General features: G+C 70.3%; 15 protein-coding genes. 7 read left to right on the top strand and 8 right to left on the bottom strand.

The annotated features are described in order from the left end of the window. Positions 1–70 precede the first annotated feature (70 nt). Both GC106_RS40445 and GC106_RS40440 read left to right on the top strand, forming a co-directional pair. A complete protein-coding gene (locus GC106_RS40445) occupies positions 71–862 on the top strand; it encodes a TetR/AcrR family transcriptional regulator (protein ID WP_173141476.1) in 792 nt (263 codons plus the stop codon). A gap of 118 nt (positions 863–980) precedes the next feature. Further along, positions 981–1349 (top strand): AQJ64_40280 family protein, encoded by a 369-nt coding sequence (locus GC106_RS40440; RefSeq protein ID WP_173141475.1) that lies wholly within the window; start codon positions 981–983, stop codon positions 1347–1349. 157 nt (positions 1350–1506) lie between these two features. Here the strand turns inward: GC106_RS40440 and GC106_RS40435 are convergent, their stop codons facing one another. From GC106_RS40435 to GC106_RS40410, 6 genes are all read right to left on the bottom strand, one after another. After that, complete coding sequence (locus tag GC106_RS40435) at positions 1507–6282, bottom strand: RHS repeat-associated core domain-containing protein (protein ID WP_173141474.1); 4776 nt, start codon at positions 6280–6282, stop codon at positions 1507–1509. Positions 6283–6300: 18 nt separating this feature from the next. Further along, a complete protein-coding gene (locus GC106_RS40430; protein ID WP_173141473.1) occupies positions 6301–6924 on the bottom strand; it encodes a YbaB/EbfC family nucleoid-associated protein in 624 nt (207 codons plus the stop codon). Further along, positions 6924–7310, bottom strand: coding sequence for a type VII secretion target (locus tag GC106_RS40425; RefSeq protein WP_173141472.1), 387 nt, complete (start codon positions 7308–7310; stop codon positions 6924–6926). The genes GC106_RS40430 and GC106_RS40425 overlap by 1 nt, the downstream gene beginning before the upstream one ends. A 28-nt stretch (positions 7311–7338) precedes the next feature. Further along, on the bottom strand, positions 7339–8136 hold the full coding sequence (locus GC106_RS40420; RefSeq protein WP_312873263.1) for an ESX secretion-associated protein EspG: 798 nt from the start codon (positions 8134–8136) through the stop codon (positions 7339–7341). Positions 8137–8140: 4 nt separating this feature from the next. Then, entirely contained in the window at positions 8141–10156 is a 2016-nt protein-coding gene (locus GC106_RS40415) for a WXG100 family type VII secretion target (RefSeq protein ID WP_173141471.1), read from the bottom strand. A 175-nt stretch (positions 10157–10331) separates the two neighbouring features. Then, a complete protein-coding gene (locus GC106_RS40410; protein ID WP_246367936.1) occupies positions 10332–10742 on the bottom strand; it encodes a hypothetical protein in 411 nt (136 codons plus the stop codon). A gap of 168 nt (positions 10743–10910) precedes the next feature. On the opposite strand from GC106_RS40410, the gene GC106_RS40405 reads away from it, so the two are divergent. After that, on the top strand, positions 10911–13637 hold the full coding sequence (locus tag GC106_RS40405; protein WP_173141470.1) for an AfsR/SARP family transcriptional regulator: 2727 nt from the start codon (positions 10911–10913) through the stop codon (positions 13635–13637). A 103-nt stretch (positions 13638–13740) separates the two neighbouring features. Here GC106_RS40405 and GC106_RS40400 read toward each other — a convergent pair whose 3' ends face one another. Together GC106_RS40400 and GC106_RS40395 are read right to left on the bottom strand one after the other, a co-directional pair. Then, positions 13741–14175: a hypothetical protein gene (locus tag GC106_RS40400; protein ID WP_173141469.1), complete on the bottom strand. Its 435-nt coding sequence runs from the start codon at positions 14173–14175 to the stop codon at positions 13741–13743. Between the two features lie 454 nt (positions 14176–14629). After that, positions 14630–17287, bottom strand: coding sequence for a helix-turn-helix transcriptional regulator (locus GC106_RS40395; protein WP_246367934.1), 2658 nt, complete (start codon positions 17285–17287; stop codon positions 14630–14632). A 213-nt stretch (positions 17288–17500) separates the two neighbouring features. Here GC106_RS40395 and GC106_RS40390 point away from each other — a divergent pair, with 213 nt between their 5' ends. From GC106_RS40390 to GC106_RS40375, 4 genes are all read left to right on the top strand, one after another. Then, a complete protein-coding gene (locus tag GC106_RS40390; protein WP_173141468.1) occupies positions 17501–18931 on the top strand; it encodes a vanadium-dependent haloperoxidase in 1431 nt (476 codons plus the stop codon). Between the two features lie 61 nt (positions 18932–18992). Then, entirely contained in the window at positions 18993–19478 is a 486-nt protein-coding gene (locus GC106_RS40385; RefSeq protein WP_217281564.1) for a DUF4904 domain-containing protein, read from the top strand. Positions 19479–19591: 113 nt separating this feature from the next. Further along, positions 19592–21256: an NAD(P)/FAD-dependent oxidoreductase gene (locus GC106_RS40380; protein ID WP_217281563.1), complete on the top strand. Its 1665-nt coding sequence runs from the start codon at positions 19592–19594 to the stop codon at positions 21254–21256. Between the two features lie 46 nt (positions 21257–21302). Beyond that, a complete protein-coding gene (locus GC106_RS40375) occupies positions 21303–21830 on the top strand; it encodes a flavin reductase family protein (protein WP_173141467.1) in 528 nt (175 codons plus the stop codon). The last annotated feature ends 26 nt before the right edge of the window (positions 21831–21856 follow it).

The following is a 21856-nucleotide window of genomic DNA, read 5'->3' as shown; positions in this document are numbered from 1 at the left end:
GTACACCATACATAAAAACGTATGTCATACATAGTTTTAGAATGGCGGAGACACCACGACGGGATGGCGGATGACAACACGAGACAGCAAGGGCCCTGATCTGCAGCACAGCCTCACGCTGCTGTGGGCGGGGCGCTCCCGGGGCCGGCGCGGCCCCCGGCCGAAGCTCACCGTGGCACAGATCGCGGACGCCGCCGTCCGGATCGCCGACGTCGACGGCCTGGAGGCGCTGTCGATGCAGCGGATCGCCGCCGAGCTCGGCTACTCGACGATGTCCATCTACAACCACATCCCGAGCAAGGACCTGCTGCTGGAGGTCGTGGCCGACATCGCGGCCGGGCAACCACCCGAACTCGACAACACAAGGGACTTCCGGCACGCGGTCCGGCAGTGGGTCGGCGCGCTGTGGACCGGCTTCCGGACCCGCCCCTGGCTACTACGTGTCCCGCTCGACCACGCACCGATTGGACCCAACCAGCTCGCATGGCTCGACCGCCTGCTGCAACCCCTGCTGACGGCCGGGCTGGTGGGTGGCGAGGCAAGGGCGGCAGCCCTGCACCTCACCGCGGTCGTGCGCGGCACAGCACAGATCAGCATGGACATGACCAGCGCACACAAGACCGCCGACGGATCGCCGCACAACGAAGCCGAACTGGCACACGCACTCGCCGAGCTCATCGACCCCCACGCCTACCCCGCGCTGACAGCCGTCCACGCCGCCGAAACCGCCAGCGGCCACTCCGGACCCGAGCGGGCTGACGGGGAAGTACTGCCCGTCGAGCTCAGCTTCGGAGTGGACCGATTCCTGGACGGCATCGAGAACTGGGTAGCGGCGAAGACTCGCCGTGCCGATCGTGGCTGAGCAACTCGCATTCTGAAGCGCGCCGGATGGCACGGTGGTGCTGATCCGATGTGACAGTGGGCGATATCTGTCACAGCCGGCACTCATCAACGCCCCTCGACCAGAAAGCACCGTCCGCATGAAGACGACAGTCGAATGGATCCGGGCCGACGAGCGACTCCCCCGCGACGGCGCCGGCATCGTCGCAGCCGTGACCGGCCGCTATCCCGGCGAGCCGGAAGATGACCCCGACTCGCTCTCCGGCCGGGAGTTCTGGCTGGTACTCCCCATGTACTTCCGTCGCATCCACCCGGTGGAGGAAACCGGAGAGGTCATCGAGAACTGCTTCTTCGACTCCGACGGCGTGGTCCGTCTCCCCATCGGCAGGCCGACCGGCGAGGAGGTTGTCACACACTGGGCCGAGATGCCGAGCCTCCCCGGCACGGACGTACAGCGCATGTTCGGCGACGCAGTACGCCCCGCGCTTCGCGCCGTGTCCGACCGGTAGCCACCTGCTGACCCACCAGGGCCTCGCGAGTTGAGCGAGCAGCCGCTGGCCGGGAGTGCGCACTGTCACCCCTGCGCGAACCGGCCGCCTGACCGCCGGCGCGGCTCAACGCTCCAAAGAGGACATTGCGGTCCTCTTTGGAGCGTCTCACCGCGGGTCAGGGTTTCTTGGTGGGCGGCTTCTGGTAGGGGCGGGTCTCACCGGTGTCGGCGTTGTGCTCGGTGACCTGGATGCCGTGCTTCTCCAGCCTCGGGTACTCGGTCACGTCGAAGACGTTGTTCTCCCGGCGGTAAGGGTAGATGTCGCCGTTCGGGTTGGGGATGCCGGTGCTGGTCTGGCTGCCCGGCGTGCCCGGGAAGACGACGTGGGTGTCCTTGCCCGAGTTCTCCGCGAACGTTTCCGACGCGATGTCCCACTTTTCCTTGACGAACTTCTTCTGGTCCTCGTTGCTCATCGGGGTGCCGTCGGGGTTCTTGAGGTCGCTGTGCGTCCAGTACCCCTGGTTGTTGTCCTTCATCATCTTGTCGTCGACCCAGCCAGGCATCTTCATGCGGTTGTCGGCGACGAGGCCTTCGAGGGTGTTGCCACCGTCCTGCTTGGCCATCTGGTTCGCCTTCATCTCGATCGAGCCCAGGTAGGGGTCGCTGTCGGCACCCTGGCCCTGCTTGTACCCGCCGGACCAGAAGTAGTGCTTGTCGGCGCGCATCATCTGGTCGAGCTGGGGCTTGAACTTCTCGAACTCCTCCCTGCTCATGCGGTGCACGGCGATGCTGGTGTCCTGCTTCTTGGCGGGCGGCGGCGGGTCGAAGTCGTCCGGCCGGGGCCGCTTGCGGCTCGGCGGCGCGCCGCTCGCGCCGCAGGAGCCCACGAGCCCGAGCGGGTCACCGGTGAGCAGGGGTTCGGTCACGTAGCCGACCGGGTTGGGCGCGGCGGCCAGACCGAGCGGGTCCTGACTGATGTAGCGCGCGGTCTCCGGGTCGTAGTACCGGAACACGTTGTAGTGCAGCCCGGTTTCCTCGTCGCGGTACTGCCCGGGGAACGCCAGCGGCATGGCGGCACTGCCCGAGCCGGGCAGCGCCGCGCCCCAGAAGCTGCTCCGGTCCTGCCAGACCACGGCGCCCCGTTCGTCCAGCAGCTCGGTCGGCGTACCGGCGGGCGACGTGATCACCGTGCGGAACCGGCCTTGCTCCGCGAGGCCCGTGCGCTCGATCTGCACGATCGGGCGGCTGTCCATGGGGTGGCGCTCCCAGGTGGTGATCCGGGCTGATCCGTCCACACCGAACTGCACGCGTTCGACGAGGTCGGTGCCGCTCCACAGGAACCGGGTGTCCGCGGTGAGCTGGGGTTCGCCGTCCGGTCCGGTGACCCACCGGCGCTTGGCGAACCGCCTGCCCAGCGGGTCGTAGTGATATGTCCACAGTGCACCGTCCGGCGTACGGACGCCACGCATCCGGTCCAGCTGGTCCCATGTGTACGTCCAGGACGCGCCGGCGCGGTGCCGACCGGTGATCCGGCCCTGCGCGTCGCCGGTGTAACGGGTGCCGCCTGCTGTGAGCAACGCGTTCCCGTTGTAGTTCCGCGGGCCCGGCAGGATCGGCGTGGCGGCCCACGTGATCGCGCCCGTGGCGTCGTAGGCGAACTGCTCGACGCCGGCCGGGCCGTGCGCCTCGCTGATCCGGCCCGCCTGGTCGAACCCGAACCGCCACGGCCGCGACGCGTCGTCGACCGCGGCGAGCTTGCCGTCCGGCCGGTAGCCGTAGGTGCGCTGCCCGACTCCGGCGATGTCCTCCGCGGCGAGCCGGTCCTCCGCGTCGAACCGCCGCCGGAGCACCACTTTGCCGTCGACGCTCCGGAAGACCTCCCGTTCGGCCTGGTCGTGCTGGAACTCGACGACGTGCCCGGCGATGCGCAGTGAACGCGGCAGGCGCGCCTCGTCGAAGCTCCATTCACTGTCCACACCGGACGATGTGCGGCGGCGGAGCACCGTGCCGGCGTAGTCCCAGGCCACGCCGAGCCCGTTGATCGTCTCGGCGATCACGCGGCCGCGCTCGTCCCGGATGATCGCCACCCGGGACTCGGGGTTCTCGGCCAGGACCAGCTGGCCCAGCGCGTCGTAGGCGTACCGGGTGACTTCCTCGGTCGTGCGCCGTTCGACGAGGTTGCCGAGCAGGTCGTAGTCGTACTCGGTGGGCTGGCCGAGGCCGTTCACCATCCGGCGCAGCTGCCCGGCCGCGTCGTAGGTGTAGGTGAACTTGCGGCCGTCGTAGTCGGTCTCCTCGACCAGGCGGCCTGCGGCGTCATAGGTGTAGCGCCACGTCAGGCCGCGCGGGTTCGTCACCGAGGTCAGCCGCAGCTCGCCGTCGTAGGTGTACGTCGTGCGCGCACCCGCGGTGTCGATGTCCTGCATCACAAGCCCAAAAGGCCCGTAGCTGCGCCGCCGCACGCCCCCGGCCGCGTCGCGGTACTCGACGACCTGGCCCTCCGCGTCGTACTGCCAGGTCTCCCGGTGCCCCTGGGGACCGATCCGCACGGACCGGCGGCCTTCGGCCGTCCAGCCCAGGCGAACGGCACCACCGGAAGCGGTGTGCACCAGCTGGGGCCGGCCGAACACGTCCCGGTTCTCCGGGCGCACCGACCGGTCGATCACCGGCTCGTCGCCGAGCGGGTCCGGCGCCGCGGCGAGATCGGTGGACATCGCGGCCCCGGGCAGGGTGGTGAACGGGTCGATCGCGGCGACCACCCGGTGGACGGCCGAGTCTGCCTCGCCCGCCTGCAGCCGCGTCTCGCCCTCGGGCGTGGCCGCCACCCGCACCACCGAGCCGTCCGGCCGGGTGACGGCGGCCAGCTCGCCGTTCTCGTAGTCGTAACGGGTTTCCCGGCCCAGCTCGTCCACTTGGGACAGAAGCTGGTCGTAGCGGCTCCAGGTGTACCGGCGCGAGTTGCCGAGTGGATCGATCCGCTCGACCAGCTGCCCGGCGTCGTTCATCCGGTAGGTCCAGGTGTGGCCGAGTGCGTCGGTGTGCCGGGTGGTCCTGGGGTTGACGTCGTAGGCGAACGCCGCGTCGTAGAAGCCGTCCGCGCCGACCGTGCGCACGCAGCGGCCCGCGGCGTCGTAGATGTACCGGTACCAGGTGCCGGTGCGGTCCTGCCATCCGACGAGCCGGTGCTCGGTGTCGTAGTCCAACGTCATCGGGCGGCCCACGAAGTCCATGACCGTGGTCAGCTGACCCAGCTGGTTGTAGCCGAACCGGACCAGCGGCGCGGCTCCCATGGCGCCGTACGCGACGATCCGGCCGTTGACGACGCTGATCTGGACCTGTGTGCCGTCGTCGCGGCGCAACGCGGTGGGCGCGCCGTCGGCAGCGCGCGCGATCTCGGTTCGGCTGCCGTTCTGCTCGATCGCCGTCAGCGGCACGGTGTCGCCGTTACCGGCGAAGTGCAGGTCGCGAGTGCCGGTGGACAGCACGTAGCCGTCGGGCGTGCGGGACAGCGGGTGCCGCGGCCCTTCCAGCGGCAGCACCGGCTGACCGGCCGGCAGCGGGTAGACCAGGACCATGCCGTCCTCGGCGTAGAACCGGACCTCGTCCCGGCCGACCGCCAGCCGCTGGTCCACTGTGGACGCCCAGGACCGGCCGAACCACCGGCCGGCGCCGTAGGACGACAGGTGGGTGCGGGACAGCACCAGCTCGCCGGCCGCGCTGGGCAGCGTCAGGTCGACCTGGGTCATCACGACCTCGCCGGTCGCGACGTCCACGGGGTCCGAGACGAGGTTCTTCGAGTCCGACGGCACGGCGCGGTCGCGCGGGCCGTCCAGTCCCGGACCGCCGCGGCTGGTGCTGGGACCGTGCGTCGAAGCACCGCTCGTCGTGAAGTCGTTGCCTGTGCCGCCGGCGGGCGGCGGAGTGGCTGGACCGTTGGCGGGCGGCGGGGTGGACGGACCGCCGTTGGTACCGGGTGCGCCGCCGCCCGGCGATCCGGACAGGTTGGTCTGCCCGCCACCGCCCGGCGACCCGCCACCGCCGGGCGAACCACTCGAACCGGTGGAACCCGACGGGGTGGTCACTCCCCCGCTCCCCGGCGAACCCGACGAGCCGCCACCGGGCGAACCACTGGGGCCGGTCGAGCCCGGGGTGCTGGTGTCCGGGCCGAGCGACCGGGTCTGCGGGGCGTCGACCTTGCCCGCCTCGATCTTCTTGAGCGCGCTGCCGACCTCGTCGAAGTTCTTGCTGAGCTTGGTCAGCAGATTGCCGAGCTTGCCCATCGCCTCCACCAGGCCGGAGGTGATCTTGGCGATCTTGGTCGCGGTCTTGGCCACGGCGGCGATCACCTGCGGCACCACCCACACCATGCCGATGCCCAGCGTGAACAACACCTGCAACGCCCAGCTGATCAGGCGCCCGACCAGCTCCGCGATGATGTCACGCACCAGCGTGCGCACCGCCGCGACGACCTCACCGGCGATGCCGACCCCGCTCGCGGCACCGTCGGCGGCCGTCTGCGCGGCGGTGATCAGGTTGGCCATGTCGGTGGCCTGGCCGCGGTAGGCGTCCGCGGACTCGCCGGTCCACGCCGAGGTGTCGGCCTGGATCGCGGACGCCAGATCCGCGCTGATCGACCCCAGCTCCTGGGCGATGTTCGTCCACGTCTGCGCGTGCGCCTTGATCTGGTCCGGGTCGCCGGTCAACGCGTCGAGCGCGTCGGACAACGGACCGACGTGCTCGATCAGCCAGCCGACCCCGGCCGCGAAGATCGAACCGAACGGGTCCAGCGCCATGCTCAGCGCGTCCAGCGCGGTGCCGGCGATGCCCATCACGCCGGACGCCCAGTCACCGCTGCTGATGGCCTGCGCGGTGTCGTTGGCCGATTCCAGCAGCGGCACACCGCTGAACCCCGTCGTGGAGTCCTGGCGTTCGGCGACCAGGGGGTTGCTCATCGGTTCTCCTCGAACGCGTTACTCGCTGAAGGGGTCGAAGTCGTCGTCGTCTTCGTCGCGCGCCGGCGGGCGGCGCCTGGGCGGCGCGGACGGCGGCTGCGTCGGCGACGGTGGCGGCACTGGGGGCGCCGCGGGCGCTGGTGGCGCCGGTGGCGTGCTCGCCGAGTCCTCCACGGGCGGCTCGTCCTCGTCGGTCAGATCCCACTTGTCCGCGTCCGCGGGATCCTCGGCCTGGTCCTCCAGCTCGGGGAACCGGTCACGCAGGTTGCCCAGCATCACCGACCTGGTCTGCTGGTCCTCGTCACCGAGCTGCTCGGTCATCACCTCGCCGACCTTGTCGGCGATGCCCGACTGCGCTTTCCGCATCGTCGCCAGCACCTGCGCGGACAGGTCGGCCAGCGGCATCGACCGGATCTTCTCGGTGAACTGGAGGTCCGAGACGGTCCCGTCGGCGCGCACGGTCACCCGCACGCTGCCGTCGGAGCTGGCCGCGCTGAGCCGCAGCTGCTCGGTCTGCTCCTGCGCCGCGCGGTACCGCTGCGCCTTGGCCTCGAAGCCCGCGGCCCACTGCTGGATGCTCCGTTGGACCGCTTCCGGGTCACGGGCCAGCCCCGCGATCCCCCCGGTGTCAGGCTGGGACATCATCGATCTCCGTCACTGGACTGGGCGACGGCGTTGTCCGCCCGCCGCACGGACAAGGACCTCACGGCCGCCGGGGTGCTCGACTCCGTCAGCGTTTCGGCGAACGGCCGGCTGATGGCCTGGTCGACCTGCTCGTAGCGATCGGCCGCCAGCCGGACGTTCCCGGCGGTCGTGCCGACGGCTTCGCTCGCGGCCCGCAGCGATTTCAGGCCCTCCTGCTCCATCGGGTTGATGATCAGCGGCAGGAACGAGCAGAGCAGGCCGTACGCCTCGTCGCTCATGCTCACGGTGTTGGCGGCATCGATGGCCGTACCCAGCCGGTCCATCAGGCCGTTGAGGTGGCTCGCGTGTCCCCGCAGATCGTCGACCACTACCTCGAACGACATGGCCGGCACCTCCTTCGTGTCGCCCGGCTCACCGGCCGGCTCCGGTCTGTTCGGTCGCGCCGGCCAGCACGTCGGCCAGCCTGCGTTCGATCCGTTCGTTGTCGGTGGGCGCGAAACTGAGCCACGAGTCGTCGGCGACCATCAGGTAGCGCCCCTCGTGGGTGTCGAACCAGGTGATCAACGGGTTGACCCGGCGGCCGCGCACCGACACCCCGAACTGGCCGCCCGCCTTGCGGTTGCGGGCCAGGTCGAGCAGGTTGCCCGCGTCCTCGGCGGACACGCCCGCTCTTGTCAGGGCGGTGCGCTCGTCGTCGTCCCCGGCGAACGGGTCGTCATCGTCGTCGCCGTCGTAGCCGATCGCCGCCGCCAGCGCGGAGGCCTGTACCGCCATGGCCTTGCTGGTCCCCGGCTCACCCGGGGGGAGCAGCGCCACGAGCGACGCCACCAGCGCGGTCGGCCGGACCTCGGCGAGCTTGATCCTCTCGTCCTCCATCCACGCGACCACGCCCATGTCGTGGTCCGTGACCGCGAGGGCCCGCAGCGGCCTGCCCGCGTAGCCGACCGAGTCGATCGAGACGTCGTGCTCCAGCAGCAGGGTCAGCACGTCGACCAGGCCCTCGTCGACGCGGTCCCCGGACGCCAGATCACGCCGGGCCAGTGCCCGGTGCACGTCCTGGCGGATGCTGTCCCGTTCGGACATCGTCCGGCCGACGCTCGGCACCTGCAACGGGTACGGCACCTGGCCGAGGCCGAGATCCCCGCAGAGGATGTCGAACTCGCGCTCGGACAGCACGTAGCCGGGATCGATCTGTGCGGAGTCGGTCACCGGCTCAGTCCTGCTTCTTCTTGGGCTTGGCGCCGCCGATCACCGACGGCGGCAGCTCGGCCCCCGGCACCTCGATGATCTGCTCGCCGTCGACGTACTTCATCTTGCGCTCGGCGTCTTCCTGGTTGCGCGCGCCGCCCGCGGCACCCATGCCGCCCATCGCACCCATGCCCGCGCCACCGGCCGGGCCGGCGGGGCCGGCTCCACGGGGCCCGAACCCGCGCTCCTCGGGCGTCACGGGTCCGGCCACCGGGCCCACACCGGACATCGACGCGGGCGCGCCGGGCATCCGGCCCGCCGCACCGCCACCGAACGCGGCGGCACCGGCACCGCCGCCACCGCCCGGAATCCCGGGAACGCCGCCACCCGCGCCCCCACCGCCGGGAATGCCGCCGCCGGGAAGACCGCCCGGACCGGTTGTTCCACCGCCGAACGGCAAGGGAACGCCGCGGACGCTCGAAGGCGGTGGCTGGAACGGCGGAGGCGGCACGGCGCCGGGTGGCCGCCCTCCGGGCACGTTGCCCGGAGTGGTGTTGTTCGGGAAGTTGCCGGTACCGGAGAAGTTGCCGCCGCCGAAGTTGCCGCCGCCGGTCGGCCCGCTGCCCATCGGCGGCAGCGGGGGAAGCGGCGGCATCACCGGCGGTTGCTGCTGCTGTTGACGCCGGGTGGAGTCCTGGCCGCCGCCCATACCGGAACCGGGGATGCCGCCGGGCATGGTGAACGGCGGCGGCATGCCCGGGGTGTTCTGCGGTGTGGTGCCGGGCATGCCCGGCCGTTGCGACGTGAAGTCCGTACCGCCGTTGGGGCCGAAGCTGCCCGGCAGCGGAGGCATGGCGGCGCTCTGGCCCGTGGTGCTCCCCGGCCCGCCGGGCACGTTCCCGCCGCCCATCGCGCTGCCGAAACCGCCGCCGTCGGGGATGCCGGGCGCGCCGCCGGCCGTCGAGGCCAGGAACCGGTCCGCCGAGCTGGCGAAACCGGCTGGTTCGCCGGCGGCTCCGGTCACATCGGGGATCGGCGGGGGCATGCCCGCGCCTCCGGCACCGCCTGGGCCACCGCCACCGGCGAACGCCGCCCCACCAGCCGGACCACCGCCACCGGCGAACGCCGCCCCACCAGCCGGACCACCGCCACCGGCGAACGCCGCCCCACCAGCCGGACCACCGCCACCGGCGAACGCGGCGCCACCGGCCGGCCCGTTCCCGCCGGGGAAGCCCGGCATTCCGGCCGCCCCGCCCGCCGGGGAGCCCGGCGCGCCGACGTCCATCCTGGTGCCGGTCATCCGCCCGTCGAGGGTCGCCGGGTCGATCTCGCCACCGGCCGGGCCGCTGCGGATGGCCGAGTCGGGGATCGTGGGTTCCCGCAGCTCGCCCTGCCGGAACTCTTCCTGCTCGACGCTGCGGTCCGGGCGTGCGGAACGGAACGCCATCAGCTGGTCGGAGTCGTCACCGCGGACGGGGTTCGGCGGCATCGCGAACACCGGGACGTTGTTGTCCACCGCGCGCGACTCGTTCTCCATGGTGGTCATCACCGCGACAGCCTGCTGGTGCGCCGCGTTGGCCCGGTCGCTGGCCGCCTTGACGTCGGCCGCCGCGATGGCCAGGCCGATCAGCCCGCCCATGGCGAAGCCGCGCATCAGCATCGCGCCCATGTCGAACTCCACCGGTTCGGGCATGGTGTCGCGGGCCTTCTGCGCGATGTAGGCCTGTTCGGCCACCCGCCCGCCGATGCCGGTGGCGGTCTGCGCGGCGCTCTCGCCCCAAGCGGACAGCCGCATCATGGCGTTGCGGGCCTTGGTGGCCGACGCGCCCTGCCACCCGGCCTCACTGGCCCGCAGCCCACGGGCGACCTCCTGGGCCGCCTCGCCGATGTCGCTGCCAATGGTCGCCCACTCGTTGGCCAGCGCCGTGGCCTGCCCTGGGTCGTTGTTGGCGTGGACCGCCTCGTAGAGAGCGCGGTGGCTGCGTGAGCCCCAGTTCTCGACCTCCTGGATCGCAGGCCGGTTCGGCTCCTCGTACGTCATCGAACTGCCCTTCCCCCTGCCACGGCCGGCCCCGGGCCCGCACCGTCCCGTTCGGACCCCGGTTCGGATGTCACCAGTCCGGGTTTCACCGCAGTTGATATCACCGCCGCCGATGTCACTGGGACTGATGTCATTGGGGCTGATGTCACTGGGACTGACGTCACTGCGGCTGATGTCACTGGGCGAGCCTCTTGAACGTCTCGCTCGTCCGTTCCTCCACGTCCCGGTAGCGCCGCATCGCCTCTTCGACGGTGTCGTCGGTGTCCTGCAGGACCTGCCGGTAGCTGGTGAACACCGCCGTGAAGGACGTGCCGCCGCCGCCCGCGCGTTCCTCGAACTTCGCCGCCATCGCGTCACCGACCGGGTTCTGACCGAGCGGGGCCCGCCGGGCCAAGCCGCGGGCCTGGGCCAGCCAGCCGTCCACCTGCTCCATCTGCCTGGCGAGCATGTCGCGGATCTGCTGGCCCGCCTCAGGGTCGAGCCGCAGTTGGCCGCTTTCCACATCGTGGCGCAAAGTTGCCATGTCGGCGGCGAGCACCGCCAACCGCTCCCGCATTCCGGCCTGCACCGGCTGATCGTCGTACATGTCTCCCCGAAACAGTGCGCGCGCGGCGTGAACTGGATCTCCGGCACGCTGCCAGGACCGGCTAATGTTCGGCCAACGCCAGCCCAACTCCGGGCGGGCACCTTGAGGCTCGCGGCGTGGAAGCGCCACCACCCCGGCCTCCGAACCACCGTTGTTGGGGAGCACCACATGCGGATCCGGCTGTTCGGCCCGGTCGAGCTGATCGGCCCAGGCGGGCAGGTCGTGGCGCTGAGCGCGGCCAAACGACGGACCGTGCTGGCCGTGCTCGCCCTCGAGGTGAACAAGGTCGTGTCCGCCGACCGGCTGATGGACATCGCGTGGGACGGCCACCCACCGCCGAGTGCCCGCGCCGCCCTTCAGGGCCACATCGCCCAGCTGCGCAAGGTGCTCGGCAACGGTGTGCGGCTGGTCACCAGGGCGCCCGGCTACCAACTGGTGGCCGACCGTTCCACTGTGGACGTCAGCCGGTTCGACGACCTGGTCGCCGCCGCCAGGACCATGCCCGCGGCCGAGCGGGTGGAGGTGCTGCGGTCGGCGTTGGCGCTGTGGCGCGGCCCGGTGCTGGCCGACGTCCCGGCGGCACCGCTGCGCGAGCAGGTCATGGCCCGGCTGGACGAGACCAGGCTGGTGGCCCTGCAGGAGCTCGGCGAGTCGCTGTCACAGCTCGGCCGGGTCGGCGAGGCGGTCGAGGACCTTCAGGACGCGGTGGACCGCTGGCCGATCCGGGAGCCCCTGGTCGAACTGCTGATGCGGGGCCTGTTCGAGACCGGGCGGCAAACGGAGGCCCTGCGGTTGTTCCACCGCACCAAGGCCGCGCTGGCCGACGAGCTCGGCGTGGACCCGAGCAGCGGCCTGCGGCACACGTACCAGCTGCTCCTGGCGGGCACGACCGTGCCGGACGCGGTCCAGCCCGGTGTGGTGCCCGCGCAGCTGCCCCGCAGGAGCCAGGGCCTGGTCGGCCGGGACAAGCAGCTGGCCGAACTCACCGCCAGCCTGCATCCGCACGACGCGCCGATCCGTGTGCTGACCGGACCGCCGGGCGTGGGCAAGACCGCGCTGGCGCTCCACTGCGGACATAGACTCGCCGCCGACATGCCGGACGGCCAGCTTTTCGTCGACCTCAAGGGGTTCGACGAGGGCGACCCGGTCGAGCCCGGTTCGGCGCTGGCAGGTTTCCTGCGTGCACTGGGTGTCCCCGACGTGCGCATCCCGGCCGAGCCGGCGGAGCGCGCGGCCCTGTACCGCTCCATGGTGGCAGGCAAGAGGATGCTGGTCGTGCTGGACAACGCCCACTCCGCCGAGCAGGTCCGGCAGCTGCTGCCCGGTTCGTCCTCGTGCGCCGTGATGGTGACGAGCCGGCACCGGCTGGACGACCTGATCATCACTGAGGGAGCCGTACCGTTCCCGGTCGACGTGCTGTCCCTTGACGACTCGGTCACCGCGCTCGGCCTGCTGGCCGGCCGCACGCGGGTGTGGGCCGACAAGCAGGCGGCGAAGCGGCTCGCCGAACTCTGCGACCGGCTGCCACTGGCGCTGCGGATCGTGGGCGGCCGGCTCGCGGCAAGTCCCCAGTGGACGGTACGGGACCTCGTCGCGGAACTGTCCGACGAACGCCGCAGGCTCCGTGCGCTCTCGCCGCCGTCCGCGGGATCGGGAGTGGACGCGGCCCTGCGGTTGACCTACCGCAGGCTGTCCCCGTCGGCCGCGCGGCTGTTCCGGCTGCTCGACGGGCACGGCGGGCCGGACATCGACAAGTACTGCGCCGCGGCGCTGATGGGCACCGGCACGGACGAGGCGTGGTCCAACCTGGACATGCTGGCGGCCGTGCACCTGTTGCAGGAGACCAAACCCGGGCGTTACAGCAGCCGCGCCCTCACCCGGCTGTTCATGGCCCGGGTCGCCGGGCAGGAACCTGACGAGCAACGCGAGGCCGCCACCGTCCGGCTCGTCGACTACTACCTGCAGACCGCCGAACAAGCCTGCGCCCTGTTCGCCGGCCATCTCTGGTCGCCGCACCTCGCCGTGGAGTACCCGGCCGCGGAGACACCGGTGCCGCAGGACGCCGTCCACTGGTTCACCACCGAACTGGCCAACCTGCACAGCGTGCTCAATCTCGCCGAGGCACAGGGGTACCGGGAACGCACGTGGCGCCTGGCGCTGTGCCTGGCCCGCTACTACTACCGCCGCAGCGACCTCAACCAGCAAGCCGCGGTGTGCGCCAAAGGGCTGGCCGCCGCCCAGGCCGTCGGCCACGACAAAGCCCAGGCCCTCTTCCTGATGACGCTGGGCACCGTCCTGGTCAAGGCAGGCCAGGCCGCGGACGCCTTGGCGTACTGCACGGCAGCCGCGCGGCTGAGCCGCCACGACCGGCACACTGAGGGCGTCGTGCTCGCTTCGCTCGGTTCCTGCTACCTGTCACTCGGCAGGCTGGACGAGGCGGCCGCCGCCCTTCGGTCCGCAGTGGACATCGCCAGGGAGACCGGCGACGTCGTCCTGGAAACGTACGCCCTGACCGGCAACGCCAATGTGTTGCTGGAACTCGGCCTCTTCCGTGACGCGCTGCGACTGGCTCGGCAGGCGACCGACCTGTGCGCGGTGCACAAGGTGTCCAACGTGCACGCCTTGGCACTGCACACAGCCGGCCGGGCGATGTACGCGTTGGGCCGTCCGCACAGCGCGCTCATGCTGTTCCACCAAGGCCAGGCCATCATCAACGACATCGGCGACCGGTACCTCGATGCGCTGTACCACCGCGAGATCGGCAACGTCATGGCCCATCTCAGCGGTGAGCAGGCGGCCCGGCCGCACTGGGCGCAGGCCGAGCGGCTGGGGAACGAGCTCAGGCTGCCGGCCATCCTCCGGCTCGGCGAGACACCCGCCACCCAGGCCTCCTGAGGCCGGCGGAGCCCGTCGCGAGGCCTGTCAGCCGCTGTGTCAGGACAGGGTGTGTCGCGGACGGGCCCTGCCACGGTGCGCGGCAGGGCCCCGGTCCACCGGGTCAGGGATTGTTGAGCTGGAGACCCTTGACCACCTTGCCGGTGCTTCTCTTGATGATGTTCGCGAAGTACGTGCAGTCGGTGTCCCGCGTCGTGGCGGAGGTATAGGTCGTCCGGTCGATGTCCTTGGACGTCGTGGCGGAAGCGCAACCCAGGCCGATCTGGAATCGCAGGGTGTGGTCGCTGTTGTACGTCGACCCGGGCGAGGCGACCCGGCCCCAGAGGTACGTCCTGCCGTCGTACTTGCCGCGTCGGATCTGGAGGTAACCGCCGGAACCCAGCTCCGCCTCCATCACGGTCTCCACGTTCGTGGCGTTGGTGGGCACGCTGCTGTACCAGCTGGCCGCGTTCGCGGCCGGCGCGGTCAGCAAGCCGGCCACCACCGTCGCCATTGCCATGAGCCCCATACTCGTGGCGCGGCGCGTCGTCTTCCCCATCTGCACTCCACCCTCAGTTCGCTCTCGATGGCCGCGTCGCCGCGGCTATCCATAAGGTAGGAGTACGACTTCGTTTCCGATGTCCGGCGAACACCCGACAGTGCGGCGCCCGACCCAACTGCGACACCTCGGACGCCACTGCCCCGCAACCGGCGAGCTGCGAACCGCCGGTCGCCGAGATCGTCGTCAGTGCTGGGCGTCAATGCTGGGGGTGTGATCAGTCGGTTGGGTAGGTGTTGGTCAGAAATCCGCGACCACCTCGTCCGCCAACGCGGCTGGCCCCGCGGATCGATCACCGTGAAACCCTTCTGGACCCCGGGAAAACGCGGCCTCCACTAGGAGCAAGAGGTCGACGGCACCTCAGTCCCGGCCAGGACAAGCATCATCAACGAGTACCACCAAGCCGTCCGAACTGCGGCGACGAGTTTCGAGCGGCACAGCGTCGGAGAAGGTACTAGGCTTCGTCGATCAGGGCGGCCAGTTCCGCGCGGTTGGAGACACCGAGTTTCGTGCTGGCACGGTAAAGGTGGTTCTCGACTGTCCGGATGGACACGACCAGCCGCTGCGCGATTTCGCCGTTGGACAGGCCACTGGCGGCAAGGGCGATGATCTCGCGTTGCCGGCGGGTGATCTCCGGCGGTGCGGTGAGCGCGGCCAGCGCGGGAGTCCGTGCGCCTTCGCAGGCTTGCGCGAGCCTGCGGGCGCGAGCCGTTGCCGTCTGGGCGGAGCCCCGCCGGTTGTGGCGGAAGAACGCTGCCGCTGCTTGGGCAGCGGCGTCCACGGCCAGGAGCAGGGCGCCGATCTGTTCGAGTCTCACCGAGACGGCCTGCAACCCGGGACCATCGTCGGCCGCCAGTGCGACGGCGTGCGCGGCCGCGATCTGGGCCCGGGGCCCGTTGACCTCCGTGGCCAGCCGAGTGAGCCTGTCGGCCACCGTGCCGTCGCCGAAACGGACCGCGGTGTGCAACGCGAAGACCTCCACCGCCGACTGGCCCTGCGACGCGGCCACGCCCGCCGCCTTGCGGGCCAACGCGGCGGCTTCGCTCACCTCACCTTCGGCGGCGACCACCCATGCCCGCGCTATCAGCACGTTCGGTGCCAGGTAGACGTACGTGGGATGGTGCTCGGCTGTCATCGCCTGCAGTGCCTGGCGTGCGGAAGCCGGGTCACCGCGCATCCCCAGCGCGGTGGTGAGGCCCACCAACCCGGTGAATATCCAGCCGTTGGGATCCGCGCCGTGGTGCGCCGCGACAGCCTGACGGTACCCGCGCGCCGCGGTCTCGACCTGGCCGCGGAAGCTCGCCGACTCCGCCGACATGAAGCCGGTGAAGATGTCAACGGAACGACGCCCGGGGGAATCGGGGCATTGTTCGCGGAACCATCGTGCGATCCGGTCCGCCTGATCGGGCAGACCGGCCAGGAGCAGTCCGCGCATTGAGGACATCACCACGAGGGCCAGTTGGTGCAACCCGGCTCCCGACGCCTCGGACTCGATCCGTCGCAACGCCTTCTCGATGCCGTCGAGACGCCCGAGTCCCCCGCACGCCATCGCCAGCCCCCAACTCACCCACGGCACCGCGGCCGACGGGCATCGCGGGTGGGCCAGCACCTCGGCGCCTGTTTCGGCAGCCTGAACAGTCCGGCCGAGGTAGGCGTCCAGCACCGAACGCACCCCGGCCAGCTCAAGGGCGGCGGCCTCGTCGTTGGTGGCGTAGGCCGCGGCGGCCAGCTCGGCCTCGGCTTCCGCCGGACGGCCGGACCACGCCAGCACCTTCGCCCGTGCCATCGCGGCCTGTGCTTGCTGGACGTCGGTCTGGGCCAGGGTGCGCAGCGCGGCCCACTCGCTGCCGGCCTCGGCCACCCGGCCGGTCCAGCCAAGCGCGGTGCCAAGCAGCAACCGTGACTCGAAACCGCCTCCGACGTACACCGCGGTCCTGGCCAGCCGGGCGGCCAACGCGAGGTCTCCCAGTTCGGTGGCCCGGCGAGCGGCTTTGGTGAGCAACACGGCATCGGGCTGGACATCGGAATCCAGCAGCAGCACCGCATGACGCAGCGCGTCGTCGGCTCGCCGCCCACCCCTCGCGCTCAGCGCGGACGCGATCCGACGGCGCAGCCGCCGGGCGTACAGCGCGCCTGTCCGCATCCGCTGCACCTCACCCAACATCGGGTCGGCCAGCCGGACCTGCCACCGCCGCCCCTGCTGGCATACCTCGATCAGCCCCTTGTCCTCCATCTCCTCCATCACGCGGGCACCGGTCAGCTCCGCCAGCAGCGGCACCTCCAAGGGGCCGCCGAAGGTGAGCACATCGAGAACGTCGCGCTGGTTCTGCGGCAGCTTCCCGATCCGGGGAGCGACCAGCTCCACCAACGCCGGCGACAACGTGAACCGCCCCGACCACCGCCACACCCCGACGACCTGGCGCAGCCGGCCCGATGCCAGCTCGTCGTCGACCAACTGCCGCAGGTACAACGGATTGCCCCGGGTGATGGACCACAACCGCCGCACGGCGACGTCGTCCACCAGGCCACCCAGCCTCGTCTCCACCAGGGTCGCGGTCTCCTGCGGGGACAGCGGTTCGAGTTCCAGCCGCAGTAGGTGCCCGTCCTTCCACAACGCCGTCACCGCGTCCGGCGCTGTCTCCCCGGTGCGCAGCGTGAGCACCACATTCGCCGCCTTGCGCAGCACCAGCTGGTGTACGAGCACCGCGGACAGCTCGTCCAACTGGTGCGCGTCGTCCACCACGACGACCGCACCCGCCGGACCCGCACCCGCCAGCAATGCCTCCGTGGCCTGGGGCACCAACCTGGCCGGGTCCAGGTCGGTGAGTTTCACGGTCGCCGCAAAGGCCCCCAGCGGCAACTCCCGTGCCGAAGCCGTGCCCGCCACCCACCGGACCAGCGCGCCCCGCTGTTCGGCCGCTCGCAAAGCCTCCCGCGCCACCCGGGTCTTCCCCACCCCCGCCGGGCCGATCAGCACCGCTCCAGCGGGCCCGGCCCGGCCACGGGCCGACGCGGCGATCCGCTCCAGCTCCTCGGACCGCCCGGCCAGGGACCAGACCCCGGTCGCGGCCGACGACGGCGAGTCGTCGCGCACCAGTGTCATGCCTTCCATTCGATGCTCCCCCCACCAATGAGGTCATCGACAAAAGAGCACCAGGGCAGAGTGCAGATACCCGTGGCCGCTCCCCCCTTTGAGGGTACTTACGCCCGGAGTTGAGTAGCCGACTACTCATCCCCGCACATCCCGGCCCAGCGACATTGGGAGAGCACCACCAAGCCGAACAGCAATGCCACACGGCCACCCGTTGACGGAGGTAGACAACCGATGGATCCCATCCTGTACTGGAACGAAGTCGCCGCGGAGGCCGACCGGACCACGCACACCACGCTCCCGTCGAGCGAACTCGGCGTCCGCGGTGGTCCGGGAGGGGCACGGGCCAACGCGATCGTGCACCTGGCGATGCACGACGCCTACTTCGGCATCAACACCGGGCACTACGAGCCCTACCTGGGGGACGACCTGCCTGAGGCTCCTCCCGGCGCTGACTCCGCCGCGGCGGTCGCCAGTGCCGCCCACGCCGTGCTGAGCGCGCTCTACCCGACCCAGAAGGCGTTCTTCGACGCGCGGCACGCCGCGGCCGGCCTGATCGCCAGCAAGGCGGACGTGGACGGTCACGACTTCGGCCGGAAGGTCGCCAGCAAGATCATCGCGCTCCGCAAGAACGACCCCGGCTTCGGCGACAACGGGCATAGCTTCTCGGTCGCCCCCGGGCGCCACCGGCAGGACCCGGACAACCCCGGCCAGGGTTTCTACGGGCCGTTCTACGGTGCCCGGTCGGCCTGCTTCGCGGCCACCACCCGCCACCACCTCGACGCGCCCCCGCAGCCGGGGAGTGCCGAGTACGAACAGGCGATCAAGGAGGTCCGCGCCAAGGGCATCGCCCCGCACCTCATGGGCACCCTCCCGGCCGAGCTGCAGTCCATGCGGCGCACGCCCACCGAGACGGGCATCGGACTGTGGTGGGGTTACGAAGCGGCCAACGGCATTGGCACGCCGACGCGGCTGTACAACCAGATCATCCGCAAGATCGCGGTCGCGCAGGGCAACGACGAGGCACAGAACGCCCGGTTGTTCGCATTGGTCAACGCGGCCATCGCCGACTCGACCATCCTCGCGTGGGCCGACAAGTACGAGTACGACCTGTGGCGGCCGGTGCTCGGAATCCGCGAGCACGACGCTTCCCTGGGCCCGGCCGGCGTCGGCGGCAACGAACTGGACGCGGACTCTGACCCGGGCTGGCTCCCCCTCGGCGCGCAGGCGACCAACGTGACCGGCGGGCGTAACTTCACGCCGTCCTTCCCGGCGTACCCGTCGGGCCACGCGTCGGAGGGCGGTGCGGCCTTCCAGATGGTCCGGCATTTCTACGGCCAGACCCAGTGCGGGCCGGACAACCTGGCGGACAACCTGGAGTTCGTCTCCGACGAGCTCGACGGAATCAGCACCGACGTCACCGGAAACGTCCGGACGCGCGTGGTTCGCACGTTCCCCGGCGGGTGCTGGCAGATGATGATCGAACAGGGCTTCAGCCGGGTCTTCCTCGGGGTGCACTGGGTGTTCGACGCCTTCGCCGTCGACGAGAACGGCGACGTGGACCTCTCCCGCAACATCGGCGGCGTCAAGCTCGGCATGGACATCGCCGACGACCTGGCCGCCAACGGGCTCAAGGCATCCGCCGCGGCCGGCCCGGTGGAGTGATCCGCGCGGAAAGCGGCGGAAACCGTCTCACTCGTTCACGGAATCACAAGCTGGAGCAGTCATGACCACGACACAGACACCGGCGGGTCAGGGCAGTCGCCCGCTGGTCGAGTCCCACCCGGCGAACCGCACGGGCCCGGCTGCGAACTCCGGACAACTGGACAAGGAAACGTATCGCCGGATCATCGAGGCCTACTTCAAGGCTTTCGAGACCCACGACTTCTCGAAGGTCCAGTTCTCGCAGAACGTCGAGTTCCTCCCGCCGATCAGCAGGCTCGCCCTGAAGGGGCGGGAGGAGATCGAGAGCTTCGTCGAGCCCGTTTCGAGCCGTGTGCTGGCCGTGCAGGTGCTCAACGTCAACGTGGACTTCCCGACCGCGAGCGGTCTGTGGCAGATCACGACCACGAAGGGCGCCCAGTACACAGTGCACAACTTCTTCCGGCTCGACGATGAGGGACTGCTCTACATCTGGCCGGTCATCGACCCGTTCGTGACCATCAACGACCCGCTCGGCGTCGTCGAGTGGCTCACGGGCAACGGCTACTGAGCAGTCACCCCGCAACACCTCGTCGGCGCCGCACCGGCATCAACCAACCTCGTCCACCCGTACGCGGGCGGGGGCCGAACGAGTTTTGACAAAAAGGACACACGAAAGGAACGGTGAGTTCGGTGCCGGGTATCAACTCCGCCTCGGCGGACCGGTATGACGTGGCCATCCTCGGAAGTGGCATGGCCGGCGGGATGCTGGGCGCGGTGCTGGCCCGCAACGGGGTGAAGGTGCTGATTCTCGACGCCGGCACCCATCCGCGGTTCGCGGTCGGCGAGTCGACCATCCCCTACACCTCGGGGATGATGCGGTTGATCGCCGACCGCTACCAGGTGCCCGAACTGAAGGCGCTGTCGAACCACACCGAGACCATCAAGATCGCACCCCATTGTGGACAGAAGCAGAACTTCGGCTTCGTCTACCACAGGGAGGGTGAGCCGCAGAACCCTCTGCAGGTCAACCAGTTGGTGGTCCCGGTGGCCTTCCGCACCGAGTCGCACCTGTTCCGCCAGGACGTCGACGCCTACCTGTTCCACGTCGCGGTCCGGTACGGCGCCGAACCACGCCTGGCGACCCGGATCACCGACGTCGAGATCGATCCGGCCGATGGTGTCGTGTTGCGCTCGGACCGGGGCGAGGAGTTCCGCGCCGACTACGTGGTGGACGGCAGCGGATACCGATCGCCGTTGGCCGAGCGGTTCGAACTGCGTGAGACGCCAACGCGGGCGAGGACGCATTCGCGCTGCCTGTTCACGCACATGGTCGGCGTGCGCCCGTTCGACGACTCACCCACCGCCGAGCGGCACGAGCAGCCCAACCCGTGGGACCACGGCACGCTGCACCACGTCTTCGACGGTGGGTGGCTCTGGGTGATCCCGTTCAACAACCACCCCGGCGCGCTCAATCCCCTGTGCAGCGTCGGCCTGACCCTGGACCCGCGCAAGTATCCCAAAGGGACACTGCCGCCCGAGCGCGAGTTCGCCGACTTCCTCGGCCGTTTCCCGGAGATCGCGTGGCAGTTCAAGGACGCGACGGCGGTACGGCCCTGGGTGTCCACCGGCAGGCTGCAGTACTCGACCACGAAGGTCGTCGGCGATCGGTACTGCCTCACGTCACACGCCTCGGGATTCATCGACGCGCTCTACTCGCGCGGGCTGGCGAACACGCTCGCGGTGGTCAACGCCCTCGGCTGGCGGCTGATCGCGGCGTCCAGGGACGGTGACTGGTCCACCGAGCGGTTCGCTTACGTGGAGGACCTGCAGCAGGGCTTGTTCGACTTCCACGACGACCTGGTCTACAGCTCGTTCGTCGGGTTCGGCGACTACGAGCTGTGGAACGCGGTCAACCGGACCTGGATGCTCGGCACGATGAGCGGCAACATGATGCTCGAAGACGCGCACCACCGGTTCCGCCGGACCGGCGACGACAACGTCTTCATCGAGGCCGAGCGGTACGGCCACCCGGGGTCGCCGTTGCCGATCAGCGAGAGTTTCGTCCGGATGGGCACCCGGACCCGTGAGCTGTGCCAGGCGGTCGAAGGCGGAACACTGGCGCCGTCGGCCGCGGCCTCGGAGATCCTCGACTCCGTCAGGAAAGTGGACTTCTTCCCCTACGCGGAGCAGTTCGGCCGGCCGGAGAACGGCTGCTACCACATGACCAGGGACCGGATCGAGGCGGCCAAGCTGTGGGCCCGTGTGGACGCGCCCGCGGACATCGGGCCGCGAATGCTGAACGCGCTGGAGAACATGGCCATCGCCAAGGCAGAGGAAGGTCTCTGATCCACCGGCCCGGCTCGGCGCGGTCCGGCCGGTAGGAGGGAAATCCATGTCACACACCGGATACGACGTCGACGTGCGGCGCCTGATGGTCGGATTCCCCACGGGTGTCTCGGTTGTCACGGCGATGACCCGGGACGGCAACCCGTGGGGGATGACGTGCACGTCGCTGTGCAGCGTCGCCCCTGACCCGCCGTCGATCCTCGTTTGCCTGCGGCGCGGCAGCCCTACTCTGGACGCCGTCCTGGACAGCTCGTCCCTTGCGGTGAACCTGCTGCACCGGACCGCGCGGCCGGCCGCGGAACTGTTCAGCTCGGGAGACCCGGACCGGTTCAACCGGATCCCGTGGGTCGCCGCGCCGCACGGCGGCCCGCACCTGATCGACGCCGCGCACACCATCGCGGACTGTGCCGTCAGCACAGCGCACACGGTCGGTGATCACGTCGTCGTCATGGCCGAGATCGTCATGATCACCAGCCTCCGTACGCCTGCGCCACTTCTGTACGGCATGCGTCGGTACGGGGTCTGGACCGATGACGACGACAGCAATTTCCTGAACTACGACTTCATTTCGTGACACCGGTTCGCGGCGGGTCCTGGACG

The organism is Kibdelosporangium persicum (assembly GCF_013280595.1).
Lineage (GTDB): Bacteria > Actinomycetota > Actinomycetes > Mycobacteriales > Pseudonocardiaceae > Kibdelosporangium > Kibdelosporangium persicum.
Note: the sequence above shows the minus strand (reverse complement) of the source record. Positions and strands in the feature narration are given on the sequence as shown.